The 20,944-nt window shown below is 63.4% G+C and carries 12 protein-coding genes; 1 reads left to right on the forward strand and 11 read right to left on the reverse strand.

From position 1 onward, the window contains the following. Window positions 1–35 precede the first annotated feature (35 nt). From BLP82_RS15210 to BLP82_RS15220, 3 genes are read right to left on the reverse strand one after another with little or no spacing between them, the layout of a single operon-like run. Window positions 36–3,083 (reverse strand): efflux RND transporter permease subunit, encoded by a 3,048-nt coding sequence (locus tag BLP82_RS15210; protein ID WP_092169328.1) that lies wholly within the window; start codon window positions 3,081–3,083, stop codon window positions 36–38. Continuing rightward, window positions 3,080–4,144: an efflux RND transporter periplasmic adaptor subunit gene (locus BLP82_RS15215; protein ID WP_092169331.1), complete on the reverse strand. Its 1,065-nt coding sequence runs from the start codon at window positions 4,142–4,144 to the stop codon at window positions 3,080–3,082. Before BLP82_RS15215 ends, BLP82_RS15210 begins: the two co-directional genes overlap by 4 nt. Further along, entirely contained in the window at window positions 4,141–5,244 is a 1,104-nt protein-coding gene (locus BLP82_RS15220) for an efflux RND transporter periplasmic adaptor subunit (RefSeq protein WP_092169334.1), read from the reverse strand. Before BLP82_RS15220 ends, BLP82_RS15215 begins: the two co-directional genes overlap by 4 nt. A 240-nt stretch (window positions 5,245–5,484) precedes the next feature. On the opposite strand from BLP82_RS15220, the gene BLP82_RS15225 reads away from it, so the two are divergent. Continuing rightward, complete coding sequence (locus BLP82_RS15225) at window positions 5,485–6,645, forward strand: AAA family ATPase (protein ID WP_092169337.1); 1,161 nt, start codon at window positions 5,485–5,487, stop codon at window positions 6,643–6,645. A 340-nt stretch (window positions 6,646–6,985) separates the two neighbouring features. Here BLP82_RS15225 and BLP82_RS15230 read toward each other — a convergent pair whose 3' ends face one another. The 8 genes from BLP82_RS15230 to BLP82_RS15265 form a co-directional block, all read right to left on the reverse strand. Next, the gene (locus BLP82_RS15230) at window positions 6,986–7,768 is read right to left on the reverse strand and encodes a MetQ/NlpA family ABC transporter substrate-binding protein (RefSeq protein ID WP_092169340.1); all 783 of its coding nucleotides are present in this window, start codon (window positions 7,766–7,768) and stop codon (window positions 6,986–6,988) included. Window positions 7,769–8,082: 314 nt separating this feature from the next. Then, window positions 8,083–9,018: a sigma 54-interacting transcriptional regulator gene (locus BLP82_RS15235; protein WP_092169343.1), complete on the reverse strand. Its 936-nt coding sequence runs from the start codon at window positions 9,016–9,018 to the stop codon at window positions 8,083–8,085. Window positions 9,019–9,065: 47 nt separating this feature from the next. Continuing rightward, window positions 9,066–9,647 carry an alpha/beta hydrolase gene (locus BLP82_RS15240; RefSeq protein ID WP_060739717.1) on the reverse strand — a complete coding sequence of 194 codons (582 nt, stop codon included), beginning with the start codon at window positions 9,645–9,647 and terminating at the stop codon, window positions 9,066–9,068. A 216-nt stretch (window positions 9,648–9,863) separates the two neighbouring features. Continuing rightward, window positions 9,864–10,118, reverse strand: coding sequence for a DUF2789 domain-containing protein (locus BLP82_RS15245; protein ID WP_092169346.1), 255 nt, complete (start codon window positions 10,116–10,118; stop codon window positions 9,864–9,866). Window positions 10,119–10,395: 277 nt separating this feature from the next. Then, entirely contained in the window at window positions 10,396–11,337 is a 942-nt protein-coding gene (locus tag BLP82_RS15250) for a sulfotransferase family protein (RefSeq protein WP_092169349.1), read from the reverse strand. Continuing rightward, a complete protein-coding gene (locus BLP82_RS15255) occupies window positions 11,325–12,110 on the reverse strand; it encodes an aspartyl/asparaginyl beta-hydroxylase domain-containing protein (protein WP_092169352.1) in 786 nt (261 codons plus the stop codon). Before BLP82_RS15255 ends, BLP82_RS15250 begins: the two co-directional genes overlap by 13 nt. 12 nt (window positions 12,111–12,122) lie before the next feature. After that, entirely contained in the window at window positions 12,123–13,634 is a 1,512-nt protein-coding gene (locus tag BLP82_RS15260) for a TolC family protein (RefSeq protein ID WP_092169355.1), read from the reverse strand. 40 nt (window positions 13,635–13,674) lie between these two features. Next, entirely contained in the window at window positions 13,675–20,910 is a 7,236-nt protein-coding gene (locus tag BLP82_RS15265; RefSeq protein WP_092169358.1) for an Ig-like domain-containing protein, read from the reverse strand. Window positions 20,911–20,944 lie beyond the last annotated feature (34 nt).

Genomic DNA, 20,944 nt, shown 5'->3' on the forward strand with positions numbered 1-20,944 from the left:
AATCCCCTCGCCACAAGAGCAATTGTGCGGCCGTATCAATCGCGCTTGGGCTCGCGGATCTTGTACCAGGCCACATACAGCGCCGGCAGGAACAGCAGCGTCAGCAGCGTGGCGATGATGATCCCGCCGATCATCGCGTAGGCCATCGGCCCCCAGAACACTTCCCGGGCAATCGGGATCATCCCCAGGCTCGCCGCGGCGGCCGTGAGCAGGATCGGCCGGCGCCGATGTTCGGTGGCCTCCACCACGGCGTCCCAGGGCTCGTAGCCGTCACGTTCGTATTCATCGATCTGGGTCACCAGGATCACCGAGTTACGGATGATGATGCCGATCAAGGCCAGGATCCCGAGGATCGCCACGAAGCCCATGGGCGTGCCCGTCGGCACCAGCGCCAGCACCACGCCGATCAGCCCGAGGGGCGCGACGCTGGCCACCAGGAACAGTTTCTGCACACTGTGCAGCTGGATCATCAGGAAGGTCGCCATCAGAAACAGCATCAGCGGCACGACGCTGGCGATCGGCCCTTGGGCCTTGCTGCTTTCTTCCACCGTGCCGCCCGTGGCGACCTTGTAACCCACCGGCAGGCCGGCGGCGAACTTGTCGATGTCCGGTTGCAGTTGCTTGACCAGGTCGGTGGGCTGGATCTCGTCGCGCACTGCGGCCTTGATGGTGATGGTCGGCTTGCGGTCGCGACGCCACACCAACGGCTGCTCCAGTTCATAGCGCACCGTGGCAAACGCCAGTAACGGAATCGAAGTGCCACTCGGGGTGACGATTTGCAGGTTCTGCAGGGTTTCCGGCGAACCGCGCTCGGCATCTTCAGCGCGGCCGACCACATCGATCAGGTAGATATCGTCGTTGACCTGGGTCACCGGCGAGCCACTGACGATGCTGTTCATCAGTCTGGCCACATCATCGGAAGACAAGCCCAATTGCCGCGCCTTGTCCTGGGCGATATCAATGCGCAGGACCTTGCCCGGCTCGTTCCAGTCGTAAATGATTTCGCCGATGTGCGAGTTCTTGTCCAGCTCGGTGGCCAGCTCGATGGCGTGCTTGCGCACCTGGTCGACGTCCTTGCCGCTGACCCGGTACTGGATCGGCCGGCCCACCGGCGGGCCCATTTCCAGGGCCTGCACGTAGCTGCCAATGCCGACGAAATCCTCGCGCAGACGCTTTTGCAGGCGCTCGGTCAGGGCGTTGCGCGACTCCAGGCCCTTGCTGACGATCACCAGTTGCGCGTAGTAGGGGTTCTGCAATTGCTGGTCCAGCGGCAGGTAGAAGCGAATCGCGCCTTCGCCGATGTAGGTGCTCCAGCGCGCGATGTCCGGGTCACCCTTGAGGGTCGCTTCCAGGCGGTCGACCGCTTTGCGGGTCTCGTCCATCGAGGCGTTTTGCGGCAGGTTGAGGTCCACCAGGATTTCCGGTCGGTCCGACGATGGAAAAAACTGGTTCTGCACGAAGCGCATGCAAAACACCGCCAGCACGAACAGCAACACCGTGATGCCAATGGCCCACCAGCGATTGCGCATCGCCCACAGCAGGCCGCCGTTGAACGCCCGGCCGATCCGCCCCGGCTCGGCGCTGTGAGGTTTGACGTTGGTGCTGAGAATATGCACGCCGATCACCGGGGCAAACAGCACCGCGACGATCCACGACACCAGCATCGCCACGGCGATGACCGCGAACAGGGTGAAGGTGTACTCACCGGCGGAACTCGCATTCAGGCCGATGGGCACGAAACCGGCGACAGTCACCAGGGTCCCGGTGAGCATCGGGAATGCCGTCGAGGTATAGGCAAAGGTCGCGGCCTGCTCCTTGCTGTCACCTTTTTCCAGGCGCGTGACCATCATCTCCACGGTAATCATTGCATCGTCCACCAGCAGGCCGAGGGCGATGATCAACGCGCCGAGGGAAATCCGCTGCATGGTGATGCCGCTGTATTCCATGAACAGGAAGACCATCGCCAGCACCAGTGGGATCGAACAGGCCACCACCAGCCCGGCCCGTACGCCAAGGCTGATGAAGCTGACGACCAGGACGATGATCACCGCCTCGAACAAGGCGCTGGTAAAGCCGCCGACGGCCTCTTCCACCACCTCGGCCTGGTCCGACACAGTGTGCACGCCAACGCCCACCGGCAGGTCGGCGGTCAGTTCGTTCATGCGCGCATGCAGCGCCTTGCCGAAATCCTGGATGTTGCCACCCTTCTTCATCGCGATGGCGAGACCGATGGCCGGCGTGCCGTTGAAGCGGAACATCGGTGTAGCGGGGTCGACATAACCCCGGCTGATGTCGGCGATGTCGGCCAGTCGATAGAACCGGTCATTGAGCCGCAGGTTGACGTTGGCCAGGTCTTTTTCCGACTGGAACTGCCCGGACGTACGCACGGATATCCGCTCCGGCCCCGCGTCGATCACCCCGGCCGGCGTCACGGCATTCTGCGATTGCAGGCTCTGCACCACCTGGCGCTGATCGATGCCCAGCGCAGCGAGTTTGCGCGTGGAGAAGTTCAGGTACAGCACTTCATCCTGTTCGCCGAGCATTTCCACCTTGCCCAGCCCGGGCACGTCGCGAATCTCGGCGCGCACCTGCTCCACGTAGTCGCGCAACTGGCGCATCGACAGACCGTCGCCGGTGAAGGCGTACACCGAACCGTACACGTCACCGAACTCGTCGTTGAAACCCGGGCCCTGCAGCCCCTGGGGGAAGTCGCCACGAATGTCGTCGATCTTCTTGCGGACCTGGTACCAGATCTCGGGGATGTCCTTGGCCCCGGTGGTGTCGAGCAGGTACACGAACACCGTCGATTCGCCCGGACGGGTGTAGCTTTTGACATAGTCGAGGGAGTCGAGCTCTTCGAGTTTCTTCTCGATGCGGTCGGTGACCTGCTTGAGGGTTTCCTCCTGGGTCGCCCCCGGCCAGCGGGTCTGGATGATCATGGTCTTGATGGTGAACGAGGGGTCTTCCTCCCGCCCCAGGTTCATGTACGAGAACACGCCCATCAACAGCGCCACGAACATCAGGTACCAGACGAATGACTGATGCCGCAGGGCCCATTCGGATAAGTTGAAAGGCCCTTTCATCGTGCGTCCTCGTCGAGTTTCACTTTCTGCCCCGGCTCGAGGCTGTTCACGCCGGCGCTGACCACGCGGTCGCCGGCCTTGATGCCGTTGGCCACCAGCACCGCGTCATTGGAGCGTTCGAGAATCCGTACTTCACGGGGGGAGACGGTCTGGTTCTGCGGGTCGATGAGCCAGATGCGCACCTTGCCGTCGATCTCTTGCAGGGCGCTGAGCGGCAGCTCGATGCGTGGTTCGATGGTCGAGCTCAAGGTCACGCTGATGGCCGTGCCCAGGCGAAAACCTGGCGGTGTGTCGGTCAGCGTCAGGCGCGCGCGGCGGGTGCGGGTAGCGCTCTGGGCCTGGGGCTCGATCTCACGCACGATGGCGCTGGTGTGGATCGTCGGGTCCAATTGCGCCGCGACCTCGAACACCACGTCCGTGGGCAGGCGCTCGACCAGCCCGGCCGGCAAGTCGATCACCGCTTCCTTGACGTCCGGGCGGGCCAGGGTCACCACTTGTTGGCCGGCGGTGACCACCTGCCCCGCTTCGGCATTCCAGGCAGTGACGATGGCGTCGTGGTCGGTACGCAGCTCGCTGTAGTTGAGCTGGTCGCGGGCCTGCTCCACCGAGGCCCGGGCCTGTTCGAGAGAGGCGCCGGTGGTTTTCAGATCGGTCTGGGCGATGTCCAGTTGCGCCTGGGCCCCAACGCCACGGTCGAACAATTGCTGCTGGCGACGGGCATTGGCCTGGGCATTGATGTACTGCGCCTCGATCCGTGCCAGGTCGCCTTGGGCGGCGCGCAACTGGTTCTGCTGGTCGGTGGGGTCGAGCGTGGCGAGCAAGTCGCCCTTCTTCACTTCAGCACCGACATCGACATTGCGGCTGGCGATGCGGCCTGGCACGCGGAAACCCACGTTGCTCTCGTATCGCGCCTGGATATTCCCGGCGAACCGCCCGAGTGCCTGCTGGTCAAGGGCCCGGACCTCAACGGACAACACCGGGCGCACCGGTTCGGGCGGCGCCTCTTCCTTGGAGCAGGCGGCCAACAACAGGCCGGCCGAGACCATCCACAAACGCTTCATGGCTGGGCTCCCGGCTTGGATTTTCCATAGGTGTTTTCAGCGATCTCGACGCGTACACCGGGGTGCAGCAACTGCCCGCCTGCGGTGACGATTTTCTCACCACCCTTGAGGCCGTCGCTGATGATGACCTTGCCGGTCAGGTAGCGGCCGACCGTCACCGTTTGCAACTGCGCCTTGCCCTCACCATCCACCAGCCATACGGCCGGCTCACTGAGGTTCTTGGTCAGGGCCGACCAAGGCAGCTCGAAGGCAGTCTTGCCGGCGGATTTGGCCGTGGCGCTGACCACCGACCCCAGGCGCATGCCTTCGGGCAAATCATTGAGGGTGACCTTGACCTGCACGGTGCCGGTCTGGGCAGACACTGCGGGAGTGATTTCGCGTACCGTGCCGGTGGTCTTGACGGCGGGGTCATCCAGCAGGCTGACGGTGATTGCAGGGTCCGACGACGGTTCGCTCAACAGCGATTCGTAGATGTTGAACACCGCGTCGCGCTCACCGTCCCGGGCCAGGCTGAAGATCGGCTCCGTGGCCTGCACCACCTGGCCGACTTCCGCCTGGCGCGCGGTGATGATGCCCGGAGCCTCGGCAATCAGCGCGGTGTAGCTCAGTTGCTCACGGGCGTTGGCCAATTGGGCCTGGGCGGCGCTCAGCGCACTCTGGCTGCTGCGCAGTTGAGCCTGGGCCGCGTCGTATTCGCTCTGGCTGGTGTAGCCCTTGGGCAGGAGTTTCTGCTGGCGTACGAACGCCGCCGCACTCTGCTTGACCCGCGCCTGCTCGGCGGCCACCTGGGCCTCGGCGGAGTCGACGTTGGTCTGCAGGTCCCGGGGATCGAGCCGAGCCAGCACTTGCCGAGCCGAGACCCGGTCACCGACATCGGCCTTGCGCTCGATGATCTTGCCGCCCACACGAAAAGACAGATCGGTCTGCACCCGCGCCTGGACATCGCCGGTCAGGGTCACCGAGGCTGCGTATTCACTGGGCACGGCTTGCTGCACGAAAACCCGCGGCAGGGCTTTTTCTTCGGGCTTCTTATCACCGCACCCCGTCAACAATGCACACACGCCCAAACCAATAACCCATTTGATTCCGGGACCAGTCATGCAGACTCCTTTGCGTTGTACGGACGTACCAGTGACGATACGACTGTGAGCTTAGAACAGGGTTCCGCGAATACAATGGGTGCAGCAAATCAGGCAAACTGATCGCCTCCTGTAGGAGCTGTCGAGTGAAGCGAGGCTGCGATCTTTCCTCTGACAGTTGAATCTCAAGCGAAAGATCAAAAGATCGCAGCCTCGCTTCGCTCGACAGCTCCTACGAACCCATGCAGCAGGAGTCTGCTCATGCTCAAGACATTAGCGGTGGCCAACTACCGATCGATCAATAAATTGGTCATCCCCTTGGGCCGGCTGAACCTGATCACCGGCCCCAACGGCAGCGGCAAATCCAATCTGTACCGTGCCCTGCGCCTGCTTGCCGAAACGGCCCAGGGTGGGGTGGTCAATGCCCTGGCCCGTGAAGGCGGACTCGAATCGACCTTCTGGGCCGGCCCGGAGGAAATCAGCCGCCGCATGCGTAACGGCGAGGTGCCGGTCCAGGCGATTGTGCGCCAGGGCACCAAGCGCCTGCGCCTGGGTTTCGCCGGGGAAGACTTCAGCTACTCGATCGCCCTGGGCTTGCCGGAGCCCAGCAGTTCAGCGTTCTCGCTGGACCCTGAAATCAAGCGCGAATGCATCTGGGCCGGCCCGGTGTTTCGGCCCGCCAGCCTGCTGGTGGACCGCAACGGGCCAATGATCCGTGCCCGCGAAGGCCGTTCCTGGGATGTGCTGGCCCAGCACACGCCCACCTTCGACAGCCTGTTCGACCAGGTCGGCAGCCTGCGCACTTCGCCGGAGGTCCTGCAGATGCGCGAGTTCATCCGTCGCTGGCGCTTCTATGACCATTTTCGCAGCGACGCCGACGCCCCGGTGCGCCAACCGCAACTGGGCACCCGCACGCCGGTGCTGCACCACGACGGACGCGACCTGGCCGCCGCCCTGCAGACCATCCTTGAAATCGGTGACGACGAAGCCCTGCATGCCGCCATCGGCGACGCGTTCCCCGGTGCCCGCCTGAACATCGAGAAACTGCAAGGCGGACGTTTCGCCATCGCGTTTCAACAACATGGCCTGCTGCGGCCGCTGTCCGCCGCCGAACTGTCGGACGGGACCCTGCGCTACCTGTTGCTGGTGGCCGCCCTGCTCACCCCTCGACCGCCTTCGCTGATGGTGCTCAACGAACCGGAAACCAGCCTGCACCCGGACCTGTTGCCGGCCCTGGCACGGTTGATCATCCGCGCCTCGGCAAATTGCCAGGTCTGGGTCGTGTCCCACGCCACGCGCCTGATCGCCGCCCTGGAACAGGATGAGCAGTGCAATTGCATCGTGCTGGAGAAAGACCTTGGACAGACCGGGATCGTCGGGCAGCGGGCGCTGGATGAGCCGGCGTGGCATTGGCCGGACTAGGCCACACCTGACAAACCGCTTTCGCGAGCTTCTTGATGTCACGCAAAAACCTATCCCCGGATTTGCCGCGAAGAACAAAGACGACTATTTTCCTTGCGCCGCAGGGAGGATCTTTTTCGCCATCCCCCTCACCATTACAAGGAAGAAAACATGGCTGACGTAAAAGTGCCGCAGCGACTGGAACCGCAGGACATATTGAAATTGTTGATGGCGTTGCGCCGGGCTTTGAAGAGCGGGGAGGCCTGATCCATCCCCTGTGGGAGCAAGCTCCCACAGTAAAAAACGCCGACGCTGTATCAGCCCTCGGCGTTTGGAATCATGAAAGGGTGTACCGCGCGAATCAGAACGCCGGCAATACCGCGCCGCTGTATTTCTTCTCGATGAACGCCTTCACTTCAGGGCTGGTCAGGGCCTTGGCCAGTTTCTGGATGGCCGGGCTGTCCTTGTTGTCCGGACGGGCCACCAGGAAGTTGACGTAAGGCGAATCCGAACCTTCGATCACCAGGGCATCCTTGGCCGGGTTAAGACCCGCTTCCAAGGCATAGTTGGTGTTGATCAGGTCCAGGTCGACCTGGTCCAGCACCCGCGGCAGCATCGCCGATTCCAGCTCCTTGAACTTGAAGTTGCGCGGGTTCTTGGCGATGTCTTTCGGCGTCGCCAACGCGTTTTTCGGGTCTTTCAACTCGATCAGGCCGGCCTTCTGCAACAGGATCAGCGCACGGCCGCTGTTGCTGCCTTCGTTGGGCAGCGCGATGGTCGCGCCGTCTGGCAGGTCAGCCAGCGTCTTGTACTTCTTCGAGTAGCCACCAAACGGTTCGACGTGAACACCGATCACGGTCACCAGGTTCGTGCCTTTGCCTTCGTTGAAGTTCTTCAAGTACGGCAGGGTCTGGAAGTAGTTGGCATCCAGGCGTTTCTGGTCAACTTGCACGTTGGGTTGGACGTAGTCGGTGAAGACCTTGATTTCCAGATCCACGCCTTCCTTGGCCAGGGTTGGCTTGATCAGCTCGAGGATTTCAGCGTGGGGCACCGGCGTGGCGGCCACGACCAGTTTTTCCGCGGCCTGGGCCAGGCCCGACGCCAGGGCTGCCGCCAATGCGGTGAACAACAGAACCTTTTTCATGCAGTGTCCTTATCGAAAATCACAGTCGTCATGGACGACGGCTAAATGAGGGTGTGCCAGTGAAGTGCTATCGCTGGCGTGATGCGGACAATACCGATATTTTTTATTCCTTAACAATATCTTTTATTCAAGTTCATATTCATTTTGCTCATATATAAAACACCGCTTTTGTGGCGAGGGGATTTATCCCCGCTGGGGCGCGAAGCGACCCTAAATGCCGGCGCCCGGTGTGTCAGGCAGATAGCGTCGATCGCTTAGGAGCTGCTCCGCAGCCCAGCGGGGATAAATCCCCTCGCCACGAGTTCCAGTGTTTTCTACAGCGTTTGGTCCAGTCGATCGAGCAGCACCCTGAGGGCTTCGCGCTCGGCTTGCGAACCTTGGGCAATGACCTGCGCCACCTGCTGATCAATCAGCTCCAGGGCTGAAGGTTGGGAAGGCAGATTCAAGTGCTCCGGCAAAATCTCATCTCCCGTACTCACCAGCAATGCGAAATGAATGACGTTTTCCAACTCGCGGGTGTTGCCCGGCCAACTGTGCTGTTCCAGGGCATGCTGCGCCGCTTCACTGATCAGCGGCACGGCCAGGCCGAGTCGCTGGCTGTAGATGCCCAGGAAGTATTCGGCCAGGGACAGAATATCGCCCACCCGTTCACGCAGGGCCGGCAGTTCCAATCGGCCTTCGCCCAGGTAGTGGTAGAGCCGTTCGTGGAATTTCCCGGCCGCCACCGCTTGCGCCAGGTCGATACTGGTGGCCGCGACCAGGCGGACATCCACCGGGCTGGGCTGATGGGCGCCGACACGGGTGACTTCGTGGTTCTCCAGGGCCGCCAGCAACTTGATCTGGATCGGCAGCGGCAAATCGCCGATTTCATCCAGGTAAAGGGTGCCGCCGTTGGCCGAACCGAACCAACCGGCCCGGCTGCTGGCCGAGCCGCTGTAGCTGCCGGCGGCATACCCGAACAGTTCGGCGTCGGCGTAGGTCGGGCTGATGGCGCCGCAGTTGACCGACACAAACAATCCGCCGCGATCGCTTTCGCGATGGATATGCCGGGCCAGCAGTTCCTTGCCGCTACCGGTTTCGCCGCGTATCAGCACCGAGATCGCACGGGGCGCCAGTTGCTCCAACTCCTGTCGCAACTGCCGTGAACGGGGGTCGACGAACACCAGCGCCTTGGCGCGAATGCTCAGGGGGCTTTTTTCCGCATCGGGAAAGGTCAGCAAGGGCTGACCGAAGGTTTCATGCAAACTCATGGCGGGCTCCCGCCCCAGACCGCCGGGAGACGGGGGGCGCTAAAAATTCAGGCGCGACGCAGGGCGTGATGCTCCATGCGGTTTTGCAGGCGATAGAGATAAGCGAAACCCTGCTCCCAACGCTGGTGGCCGGACTTCACGTTGATATGCCCCGCCCCCGCCAGGATCCCGGCCTCGGCCCCCCAGTTGCGCGCCAGTTCCAAGGCGCGTGGGGCGCTCACGGCGTCGTCGTTGTCGGAACTGACCACTTGGCTTGGGAACGGCAACAGATCGCTGGGAATCGGCGCGAAGTTGCGCAGCGCCGGGACGCAGGCTGGCCGCTCGACATCCGCCGGCGCCACCAGCAACGCTCCACGCACCTGCCGCAAAAACTGCACCGGCGCGGTGGCGGCCCAATGGGCCACCGTGATGCAACCCAGGCTATGGGCAATCAGGATCACCGGCGTGCTGTCGGCGGCTACGGCCTCGGCCAGCGCCGCGACCCAGTCTTCACGCCGGGGCGTCACCCAGTCGGCCTGCTCGACCCTGGCACTGTTGGGCAGGCTGTTCTGCCAGTGGGTTTGCCAATGATTTTCCGGCGATCCTTGCCAGCCCGGCACAATCAGGTAGCGAATCGATTCGTTGCGCATGGGTGCTCTCCTGCGTGTCTGTTCCCGGACGAGTATAGGGAGGAGAGCTATATTATTTAAGGAATAAGAAGCTATTTGTTAATACTTAAAACGAATAACAGGTTGACACCTGTGGGAGCGAGCTCGCTCGCGATAGCGGTGTGCCTGTTACATCAATGTCGACTGACCGTTCGCTATCGCGAGCAAGCTCGCTCCCACAGGTCTCCCACAGTTCTCTCAGGCAGGTCGCTCGCCACGCCCCTTGCGCAACAACACATCCAACTGGTCTATCACTTCCGCCCAGTCCGCATCCTCGAGGATTTCCTCGCGCAGCATTTGCCGCTGGCCCTCATTCCAGAAAAACGCATCGGCCAAGTGCAACCCGGGCTTGAGGGGTGAATGCGTGGCGATGAACTGGTCAATGCCAATGGCGTCATCGGGCAAGCCCAGTTGCTTGAACAATGCGCGAAGGGTGTGGATCGGCGGTTCCATAGGGGGCTCCTGGACATGGATGGATGGCGGGGTCGCTCCTGGGCAGTCTAGCCCCTCGCCGACCGCCAGACTGATCAAAATTCAATCAACCCCGACTCGACTGGGCTTTGAATAAACATTCCGATGGACCTAGGGGCTGTCTTTGTGGCGAGGGGATTTATCCCCGCGGGGCTGCGAAGCAGCCCCCAAAACCAGCCGACTCGGTGTGCCAGGAAGATTGAGTTCATTGCTTCAGGGCTGCTGCGCAACCCAGCGGGGATAAATCCCCTCGCCCCCGCTACAGGGGCAGTGACTTCAACGCCTCATAGGGCCCCTGCGACCAGTACAAGACCCGCTCACGCAACAGCGCCGAAGCCTCTCGGCGCTTGCCCTCGCTGTCACCGACAAACGCCTGCGCCGGCTGCTTGGCATGCTGCCCAACCGTGGCGAACACTTGCTCGCATTGCCGATCATCGAGGCCGAAAAACGCCGCCAACCTGCCCGTCATCGCCTCGGGCAGTTCGGTGTAGTTGACCGCCATCCCAGCCAATGCCCGGCAGTGTTCCAAACCTGTTCCCAACAGCCGCCCCACCCGACGCGAGATGAAATCTTCCTGGCTGCCAAACGCCAATCCATCGTCCAGGACCGTCGCCCCGATCATCCCCGGCACCATGTGCACGCCGGGACGCCGCAGGTGGGAGACCGAAATTTCCAAGGGGTCGCGGTACACGAACAGCCAGGGTGTGTCGGGAAAGCACTCACGCAGCAGCGGCAGTTCACCGATGTTCCAGGCGTCGAGCTTGACCACCAGGCGTGTCTCCACACCTCGGCGGCGCTGCCCGTAGGCCGACATCAAGCCCTTGAGTGCCACACACCGCTGGGCCGGTGGCAAATCACTGCGCAGCAGCGTATCCAGCGGTGGCGGTTCCGAGATAACGATATGGTCGTCCAACTGGGCGAGCATCTGGCTGATCAATGTCGAGCCGCAACGGGAGGCATGGAAAATGAATGCGCTGGGCGCAAGTCCCGGGGTTTGGCGTTGCCACTGCCCAAGTGCATCCAAGGGCGTCCGGCGGCGGAACGCCTGGTTGAAGGGCAGGCGCAGGGCGTCTTCCACCGCATCGCCAAAGAACGGCTGTGACAGTCGCGCGTCGTCGAACCAGCACCAATCGACCCACCACTGCCCGCCCTCTTGCCATAGGCGGATAGGCAACCAACCGTGCAGGTTCAGTTCTTCCACGGGGTTCTCCACTGCTGGCGACCGTTGCGCATGGCGGCCCGCAATTCTTCCCGGGTGAAATGAAGCCCTCGTTCAGCCCCCAGCGCCAGGCTGGATTCAATGAAAGCGTCGAGGTCGCGCAAGCTTTGCAAGGTACGGGCGAGGTCCGGATCGCTTTCCACGCGCTGCTGAAAACGGGCGAAGTCGCTTTGTCTGACGCCCGCGGCAGGCGTGGTGGGCAGCCCATCGGCAATCTGCTGGGCCAGCCACGGCCCGGGGCGACAATCGAGCACCAAGTGAACCCGCGAATGAGCACTTCGGTTAACCACCCGGTGAGGCCGCGCCAGGTCGAGAAACCAGCACTCGCCGGCCGTCATCGGCATGATTTGTCCATCCAGGAAAAAGTCCACGTCAGGTGGGCTGAGCAGCGGAACGTGCAGGCGCAGGTCGGCGTCCGGCCCGCCCAGATCATAGTCGCGATGCTCGTGGATGCACCCACCGGGCCCCAGCCGCAGCAGCCGGGCCGAGACGATCTCCAGGGACCAGTCGCGCAACGCCTCATGCCAACGACCGTCCGCCAGCCAAGGCGCACGCTGACTTGGCTGACCGCGCCCGGGCGACAGCTCGGTGACGGCATCCGCCGCCGAAATCAGCGCCACCCCGCTCCAGTCGCCGCTGTAATAGGCACTATTGAAATGCCCTTGCCAGCGCGCGTCGTCAATGGCGGCCAGTGCCTGCAACAGCAACGGCAGGTTCACCGCCACTGGCAGCCGGGAAAACGCCGGGCGCGTCATGCCCAAGGCCCGTTACTGGGGCACAGCGGCCATTGGCACGTTGATGTTCCCTTGGGCCCAGGCCGCTTCGCGGTTCGCCAGCGCCGTCGCGATCGATTGCACTGCGGTCGATTGCACTTCGTTCGGCATTGGATCGAGGCCGGCGCTGGCGAAGATCTGACCGTAGGCGTTGCGCAGGTCGGCATAGGCCAGGTCCCGGCGCAGATCAGCCTGCAGGGTGTTCAGTTCGCCCTGGATCAAGTCCAGCTCGCCAATGCCCGCGGCCTGGTGACGGCTGCGCAACTGGCCAACGATCTGCCCGTCGATGTCCGACAGTTGCTGGCTGGTCTTGAACTGGCGCAGGGCTTCGCGATAGTTGGCATTAGCCACGTACAGCTGCGCCAGCACGGCAATCGACATCGCCTGGCGCCGCGCCGACGCAACTTCTTCACCGGCCTTGGCCACGTCGATGGCCGCCGGGGCGGAGATCACGTTGAACAGGTTCCAGGTGACTTTCACACCGTAGTCAGCCCAGCCCTGCTCCACCAGGAACGAGTTGCTGTCGTAATGCCCGCCGGCGGAAAACTCCAGGCCCGGCAACAGACGCAACATGGCCTTGCGGGTTTCGGCGGCGGTGATGCGGGTCTGGTAATCCTGCTCGCGCAGTTCCGGGCGGCTGGCCAGGGCTTCCTGTTCGAGACGGGCCAGGTCGACCTTGAGTTCCGGGATGGTGTATTCATCCTGGGTCGCCAGGGTCAGCTCGGTGCCCAGGGGCAAGTTGATCAGGGTCGCCAGTTCGGTCTTGGCCAGGGACAACGCCCGGCGCTGTTCTTCAAGCTGGCGGGTGGCCTGGATCAGCGAACGCTGGTAACCCAGGGCCTGCACCGGGTCGCCGATGCGCTGTTCGCTCATGCTCTGGCTGTTGCCCCGCGCCGCGTCGACCCGGGCCATCAGGCTGTCGATCTGCTTGAGCAGGCGCTCGGCGGCCATGGCGCGCCAGTAGGCCGAACGCACGTCCTGGACGATGGTGTTGATCACCTTGCGCCGACGTTCCTGCACGATCAGGCGCTGGTCCCCGGCCTGCTTGGCACTGATGTAGCTCACGCCGAAATCGAGCACGTTCCAGACCATGGTCAGGTCCGCCACTTCGCGGTCGCGGTCCTGGGAGGTCGACGGTTCCAGGGACTGGGTACCGGTTTCCACGCTCTGGCTGCTGGAGGCATTGACGTTGTTGCGGCCCACATACCCGGCATCCAGGGCCATGCGTGGCAGCATGTCGAAACTGGCCAGGTCCAGCTGACGCTTGGCCAGGGCCTCCTCCATGATCTTCAAACGACCTTCGAGGTTGTACTTCACCGCCCGGGCCATGGCCTGGTGCAGGGTCAGTGGGCCGCTCAGCGGCTCCTGATCCTTGTACATATTCTGCAGGTCAGTTCGAGCGCGCTGTTCGCTGACGCTACGCTCGATCGGATCGCTGGTGACCGCGCATCCACTCACCACCAGCGCCAGCAAACTCATACCGAATAACTTCTGACTTCTATTCATTCCCTGGATTGCCCCTGGCTGCCCCAATATTTTTTAGAATTCAGGCCTGCGCCTGGCTGATGCCGACCTGTCGTAACGCCGTTGCCAGGCTGTCGACCTGACGTTGTTCAGTGTCCTTGAGCTGTTGCAGTTGCTGACCCAAGGTCGGCGCGCCGAACGTCCCGCGCAGCCCCTGGGAGACATCGCCACCCTGCATCGACTGGCTGCCGAAGGCATCCATCGAATCGCCCTCGGAAGCGGAGTCCTGGGTGAACAGGGTCGAAAGCGTGCTGCTGCCGAACACCCCGCCATCGCCCCCACCAAAGCCCAGGAACCCCTGGCCAGAACCATCGCCAGAGGCATCGTTGCTGAACACCTGGGCGATATAGCTCGGCGCCAGTTGGCCCCGGTTGATGAAAATATCCCCTATCGGCTTGAGGCCAGCGCCCACGTCCCGCTGCTCGAACAGCGGCGGGAAGCCCAGCGGCGAAGCGAGGTTGCCGGTCGGCGGGGTAAAGACGATCGGTTGCAGCGGCACCTCGGCCGGCGGGGTAACCGTGACCGGGTCGGACGTCAGGAACTCCGGTGGCGGCTTCACATCGTTGGGCACCACGGTGTCGATCGCATAGTTGTTGGACACCGCCACGCTGGCCCCGGTGTTGCCGCTCAGGTCGCTGACGTTGCTGGTATCCAGGGCGATGAAATTGCTCGGGTCAGTGAGGTTCACCGTGGGCGTGAACGTCGCGGTCCAAGTCCTGCCGCCGTCGCTGCTGGTCAGGTTGGTCAGCTCGCCGTTGGTGACGCTGAGGTCCGACAGATCGAAATTGCTCACCGCCTCGCTGAAGGTGATGGTGACCTGGGTCGTCTCGCCCACGGTCAGGTTCGGATCGGCCACCACGATGGTCGCTGTCGGCCGGGTGGCATCGAGCGCGTAGTTGCTGGAGATCGCAATGCCTGCTCCGACGTTGCCGGCGAGGTCCTGTACGTTGCCGGTGTCCAGCAGGATCAGGTTGGTGGCATCGCTGACGCCCGCGGCGGGCGTCAGGGTCGCCGTCCAGGTCAGGCCGCCGTCGCTGCTGGCGAGGTTGGACAGCACGCCATTGGCCACGCTCAGGTCCGACAAGTCGAAACCGGACACCGCCTCGGTGAAGGTGATGGTCACGGTGGTGCTCTGGCCGATGCCCAGGGTGGTATCGCCCAGGGAGATGGTCGCGCCAGGACGAACCGTGTCGATCGCGTAGTTATTGGAGTTCACCACGCCGACACCGCTGTTGCCCGAGGCGTTGACCACGCCGCTGGTGTCCAGGGTGATCAGGTTACTGGTGTCGGTAATGCTCGCGCTCGGGGTGAACGTCGCAGTCCAGGTCACGCCGCCATCGGAGGACGAGACGTTGCTCAACGTGCCGTTGCTCACACTCAGGTCGGCATTGTCGAAGCCGCTGACCGCTTCCGAGAAGGTTATGGTGACCTGCGAGGTTTCCCCTATTTGCAGGGCACTGTCAGCCACCACGATCGTGGCAGTCGGTACCTGCGTCTCGACCGCATAGTTGGCTGAGTCGGTGGTACCGGCCCCGGTGTTGCCGGCCGCATCGCTCACGCCGGTGTTGTCCAGGCTGATCAGGTTGGTGGCGTCGGTCACGCCCAGGGTTGGCGTGAAGGTCGCGGTCCAGGTCAGGCCGCCGTCGCTGCTGCTGACGGCGCTCAGGGTGCCGTTGGCCACACTCAGGTCAGCGTTGCTGAAGCCGGTTACCGCTTCGCTGAAGGTGATGGTCACCTGGGCGGTTTCACCTGGTTTCAACACCGAATCGCTCAGCACGATGGTGGCGGTCGGACGCTGGCTGTCGACGCTGTAGTTGTTCGAATCGGTGGTGCCGCTGCCGACGTTGCCCGCCAGATCGGCGACGCCGCCATTGGCGAGGGTGATGAGGTTGCTGGTGTCGGTGATGCCAGCGGCAGGCGTAAAAGTTGCGGTCCAGGTAATGCCGCCGTCATTGCTGCTCAACCCGCTGAGGGTCCCGTTGGCGACGGTCAGGTCGGCAGTGGTGAAGCCCGTCACGGCCTCGCTGAAGGTGATGGTCACCAGGGAAGTCTCGCCCGCGGCGATGGCGGTGTCGGCGACGACGATGGTCGCCGTTGGGCGCACGGTGTCAATCGCGTAGTTGTTCGAATCGGTGGTGCCGACGCCAGCGTTGCCTGAGACGTTGACGACACCGGTATTGTCCAGGGTGATCAGGTTGCTGGTATCGGCAATGCTCGCACTCGGTGTGAACGTGGCCGTCCACGTGACGCCGCCGTCGGAGGACGACACGTTGCTCAGCGTGCCGTTGCTGACGGTCAGATCGCTGTTGTCGAAACCGCTCACCGCTTCGTTGAAGGTGATGGTCACCTGGCTGGTTTCACCGATGCTCAGGGACGTATCGACCACCACGATGGTCGCCGTCGGCACCTGGGTATCGACGGTGTAGTTGGCGGAGTTGCTGGTGCCGGTACCGGCGTTGCCGGCCGCGTCGCTCACGCCGCTGTTGTTCAGGACAATCAGGTTGGTGGCATCCCGAGTGCCGCTGGCCGGGGTGAAGATCGCCGTCCAGGTGATACCGCCATCGCTGCTGCTCACGGCGCTCAGGGTGCCGTTGGCCACGCTCAGGTCCGAGTTGTCGAAACCACTGACCGCCTCGCTGAAGGTGATGGTCACCAGTGAGGTTTCGCCGACGCTGAGGTTGCTATCGGCCATTACGATGGTCGCAGTCGGACGCAGGGTATCGACAGCGTAGTTGTTCGAATCCGCAGCGCTGGTGTTGATGTTGCCCGCCACATCGGCGATCGAACCACTGTTGAGGCTGATCAGGTTGGTACTGTCGCTGACTCCCGCACTCGGGGTGAAGGTCGCGGTGAAGGTAATGTTGTCGCTGGTGCTCAGCCCGCTCAGGGAACCATTGCTCACGGTCAGGTCAGCCAGGGTGAAGCTTGTCACGGCCTCGCTGAAGGTAATGGTCACCAGCGAGGTTTCGCCAATGGCGACGGTTGGGTCGGCCACGACGATGGTCGCGGTGGGGCGCACGGTGTCGACCGCGTAGTTGTTGGAATCGGTGGTGCCGACGCCCGCATTGCCCGCGCCGTTGATCAAGCCGGTGTTGTCCAGGGTGATCACGTTGCTGGTATCGGAAATGCTCGCACTCGGCGTAAACGTGGCCGTCCAGGTGACGCCGCCGTCGGTGCTGCTCATGGTGCTCAGGGTACCGTTGCTGACGGTCAGGTCCGCATTGTCGAACCCACTGACCGCCGAGTTGAAGGTCACGGTAACCACTGAAGTCTCGCCGATGCTCAAGCTGGTATCGGCAATCACGATAGTCGCCGTCGGTACGTTGGTGTCGACCTGGTAGTTGTTGGAGTTGGTCGTGCCGGTGCCGGTATTGCCTGCGGCATCGCTGACGCCGGTGTTGTTCAGGGTGATGACGTTGGAGGTGTCGCTGACTCCGAGGGCCGGGGTGAACGTGGCAGTCCAGGTGATGCCGCCATCGCTGCTGCTGACCGCGCTCAGGGTGCCATTGGCCACGCTCAGGTCCGAATTGTCGAAACCACTGACCGCCTCGGAGAACGTTATGGTCACCAGTGAGGTTTCGCCGACGCTCAATGCGGTATCGGCCACCACGATGGTCGCGGTCGGACGCAGCGTGTCGACGACGTAATTGTTGGAATCGGTGGTACCGCTGCCAGCGTTGCCCGCCCCATCCACGACGCCCGTGTTGTTCAGCGTGATCAGGTTGGAGGCATCGCTGGTGCCAACGCTCGGGGTAAAGGTCGCGGTGTAGGTAATGTTGTCGCTGGTGCTCAGCCCGCTCAGGCTACCGTTGGCGACCGTCAGGTCAGCCAGGGTGAAGCCGGTCACCGCCTCGTTGAAGGTGATGGTCACCACCGAGGTTTCGCCCAGGGCGACGGCCGTATCGGCGACGACGATGGTGGCGGTGGGGCGCGCCGTGTCGATGGCATAGTTGTTGGAGTCGGTGGTACCGCTGCCGGCGTTGCCGGCGGCGTCCGCCACGCCGGTGTTATCCAGGGTGATCAGGTTGCTGGCGTCGCTGGTGCTGGCGCTCGGGGTCAGTGTCGCGGTCCAGGTGATACCGCCGTCGCTGGTGCTCAGCCCGGTCAGGGTGCCGTTGGCGACCGTCAGGTCGGCGGTGGTGAAGCCGGTCACCGCCTCGTTGAAGGTGATGGTCACCAGGGACGTTTCGCCGACCCTCAAGGCGTTATCGGCGACGACGATAGTCGCGGTCGGGCGCGCGGTGTCGACGGCATAGTTGTTGGAGCTGGTGGTACCGGTGCCAGCGTTGCCGGCCGCGTCCAGTACGCCAGTATTGGCCAGGACAATCAGGTTGGTGGCATCCGTGGCACTGGCGCTTGGGGTGAGCGTCGCGGTCCAGGTGATGCCACCGTCGCTGCTGCTTAGTCCGCTCAGAGAGCCGTTGGCAACGGTCAGGTCGGCCAGGGTGAAACCCGTCACCGCCTCGCTGAAGGTAATCGTCACCTGGGAGGTTTCGCCGATGTTCAGGGCGTTGTCGGCCACCACGATCGTCGCGGTCGGGCGCAGGGTGTCGATGGCGTAGTTGTTCGAGTCGGTGGTGCCGGTACCGACGTTGCCGGACAGGTCGGCAACGCCGCTGTTGTTCAGCACCACCAGATTGGTGGTGTCGGTGATAGCGGCGTCGGGTGTCAGGGTTGCGGTCCAGGTGATACCACCATCGCTGGTGCTCAGCCCGGTAACGATACCGTTGGCCACCGTCAGGTCTGCGACGGTGAAACCGCTCACCGCCTCGTTGAAGGTAATGGTCACCAAGGACGTTTCACCGGCGCTCAGCGCCGTGTCGGCGACCACGATAGTGGCCGTCGGGCGCAGGGTGTCGATAGCGTAGTTGTTGGAGTTGGTGGTGCCGACACCGGCATTGCCACTCAGGTCTGCGACACCGGTATTGTTCAGCACCACCAGATTGCTGGTGTCGGTGACAGCGGCGTCGGGTGTCAGGGTTGCTGTCCAGGTGATACCGCCGTCACTGCTGCTCAGGCCGCTGAGGGTGCCATTGGCCACCGTCAGGTCGGCCGTGGTCAATCCGCTGACCGCCTCGGAGAAGGTGATGGTCACCAGCGAGGTTTCACCGCTCCTGAGGGCCGTGTCAGATACCACGATGGACGCCGTCGGTGCCACGGTGTCGTTGACCACGTAATTGTTCGAATCGGTGGTGCCCACCCCGGCGTTACCGGCCAGGTCCGCCACACCGGTGTTGTTCAAGGTGATGATGTTGGTGGTATCGGCGATGTTGCTTGCCGCCGTCAACGTACCGGTCCAGGTGACGCCGCCGTCGCCGCTGGTCAGCGTGCCGATGGTGCCGTTCTGCACGGTCAGGTCCGCCGCGGTCAGTCCCGTGACTGCCTCGGAGAAGGTAATGGTTACCTGCGACGTGCCGCCAGAATTCAGGTTGGTGTTGGCTACGACGACGGTCGCGGTGGGCGGCGTTTCGTCCGGCACATAGTTGGTATTGATGGTGCCACCATCGCCATAGACGTTGGCCACCGAGCTCGGCGAGACACCTGCCGTGCCGGCACTCGTTCCACCAGTGCCGCTGCCGCCAACGTTGCCGGACAGGGCCGCGAAGTTGGCCGCGGTAATCAGGATCGAACCCTTGTTCCAGATAGCACCGACACCCACCCCACCGGCGCCGCCCGCCTGGGTGTAGCCACCGCCGGCACCGCCGCCACCGCCACCACCGCCCGCCCCGATGTTGTTGGAGATGACCGAGTTACCAATGATCCGCAGGGTTGCGCCCGTGTCGTTGTAGATACCACCAACCGCGCCACCACCGGCACCACCGATGTCGTTATAGCCGTCGCCACCACCGCCGCCGCCGATGGACAAGCCGCCGCTGCTGGCCGTGCCACCGGAGGAACCGGTGCTGTAGCCGGCATAGACAGCGCCGCCGGCACCGCCGGTCGCGGAGCCGCCACGGCCACCGATGTTGAAGAAGCCGCCACCGGCACCGCCCTGGTTGGCCGAGCCGTTGGAGCCTGAGGAGTTGAGCGTATCGCCGCCACGCCCGCCGATCCCGCCACCGAGCGCGCCACCGCCGCCGCCACCACCACCTGCGTATTCCGGCGTCACACCACCACCGCCACCACCGCCCGCCGCCGCGTTAGCCGTGACCGTGACATTACGCAGGGTCAAGGTACCCGCGTTGTTGATCCCGCCGCCCTTGGCCACCAGCGCATCGTCACCACCGTTACTGCCGTTGCCCGACACAACGCCGCGGGTAATCACCAAGCCATCGAGGGTGGCCGTGGTGCCGGCCGTCACGTTGATCACCTGGGTGCGGAACTGCCCGTCCAGGGTGACATCGGCGACGTTGTCGTTGTTGAGGTCACCGTCGATCGTGACGTTCTTGTTCACCACCAGCACCTGGGTCAAGGCGACCGTCATGCTGCTGTTGAAGGTGACGATATCGCCGTTCTGGGCGGAAGCCAGGGCGGCGCGCAGGGAGCCCACGCCGGAATTGGCATTGTTGGTGGCGGTCCAGGTGGCCAGGCCCCATTGGTACTCGCTCATGGCATTGGCCGAGAGCACGTTGGCGCTTTCTATGTTGCCGGTGGCGATTTCCAGGTCCCAGTCACCGCCCAGGCCCGTGCGGTCGTTCGACGCGGCCACGTCACGGCCGGTCAACTGTGCCAATGAATCCACCAGGCTCAGGCCACGCTCGCCTTCGGCGGTATAGCAGCCGTAGATCAGGATATCGCCGCCGGCGTTCATGTCCTGGCCGATCTGCGCCAGCACTTCGCTGCGGGCCTGGACGTTGTCCGCCGACAGGTAGCTGTTGCCCAGCCACAAATCACCGGCGTTGCCGTGGGCGATGATCTGCACCGAGCTGACGCCCTCGTGGGTGTCCAGGTAATCGGCGATCTGTTGCAGGCCGTCCTTGGTGGCATCCAGTTGCACCACCTGGGTCCCGGGCGCCACGCCTTCGAGCAGGTTGGCGGAATCCTTGACCCGGGAATCGACGAACACCACGCTCTTGCCGGGAACGGCAGCCTGGGTAGCATCGACCTGGCCTTGGGGTGCATGACTGTCGGCAGGTTGGTCCGCCGTGGGCGTCTTGGCCGCCTCGGCAGTGGGTTGCGCGTCCGGTTGCGCGGCGTCGGCCACGGTTGCCGCCACCGCGCCGTCGAACAGCATTCGCGGCTCCAGGGACATGATCATTGGCGATGCCAGGGCCTGTGCGCCCTCGGTTACCCGCGATTTGCCTTTGCTCCACCACATGACGATCACCTGGACTCGAACTTCTTGAACGCAA

This window comes from Pseudomonas sp. NFACC37-1 (assembly GCF_900101575.1).
GTDB lineage: Bacteria > Pseudomonadota > Gammaproteobacteria > Pseudomonadales > Pseudomonadaceae > Aquipseudomonas > Aquipseudomonas fluorescens_AA.

Coding starts and splice junctions, on each gene's coding strand:
- BLP82_RS15225 (WP_092169337.1), top strand. CDS start 5,485: ATGCTCAAGACATTAGCGGTGGCCAACTACCGATCGATCAATAAATTG.
- BLP82_RS15240 (WP_060739717.1), bottom strand. CDS start 9,647: ATGCGCAACGAATCGATTCGCTACCTGATTGTGCCGGGCTGGCAAGGA.
- BLP82_RS15265 (WP_092169358.1), bottom strand. CDS start 20,910: ATGTGGTGGAGCAAAGGCAAATCGCGGGTAACCGAGGGCGCACAGGCC.
- BLP82_RS15260 (WP_092169355.1), bottom strand. CDS start 13,634: ATGAATAGAAGTCAGAAGTTATTCGGTATGAGTTTGCTGGCGCTGGTG.
- BLP82_RS15255 (WP_092169352.1), bottom strand. CDS start 12,110: ATGACGCGCCCGGCGTTTTCCCGGCTGCCAGTGGCGGTGAACCTGCCG.
- BLP82_RS15210 (WP_092169328.1), bottom strand. CDS start 3,083: ATGAAAGGGCCTTTCAACTTATCCGAATGGGCCCTGCGGCATCAGTCA.
- BLP82_RS15215 (WP_092169331.1), bottom strand. CDS start 4,144: ATGAAGCGTTTGTGGATGGTCTCGGCCGGCCTGTTGTTGGCCGCCTGC.
- BLP82_RS15235 (WP_092169343.1), bottom strand. CDS start 9,018: ATGAGTTTGCATGAAACCTTCGGTCAGCCCTTGCTGACCTTTCCCGAT.
- BLP82_RS15245 (WP_092169346.1), bottom strand. CDS start 10,118: ATGGAACCGCCGATCCACACCCTTCGCGCATTGTTCAAGCAACTGGGC.
- BLP82_RS15230 (WP_092169340.1), bottom strand. CDS start 7,768: ATGAAAAAGGTTCTGTTGTTCACCGCATTGGCGGCAGCCCTGGCGTCG.
- BLP82_RS15220 (WP_092169334.1), bottom strand. CDS start 5,244: ATGACTGGTCCCGGAATCAAATGGGTTATTGGTTTGGGCGTGTGTGCA.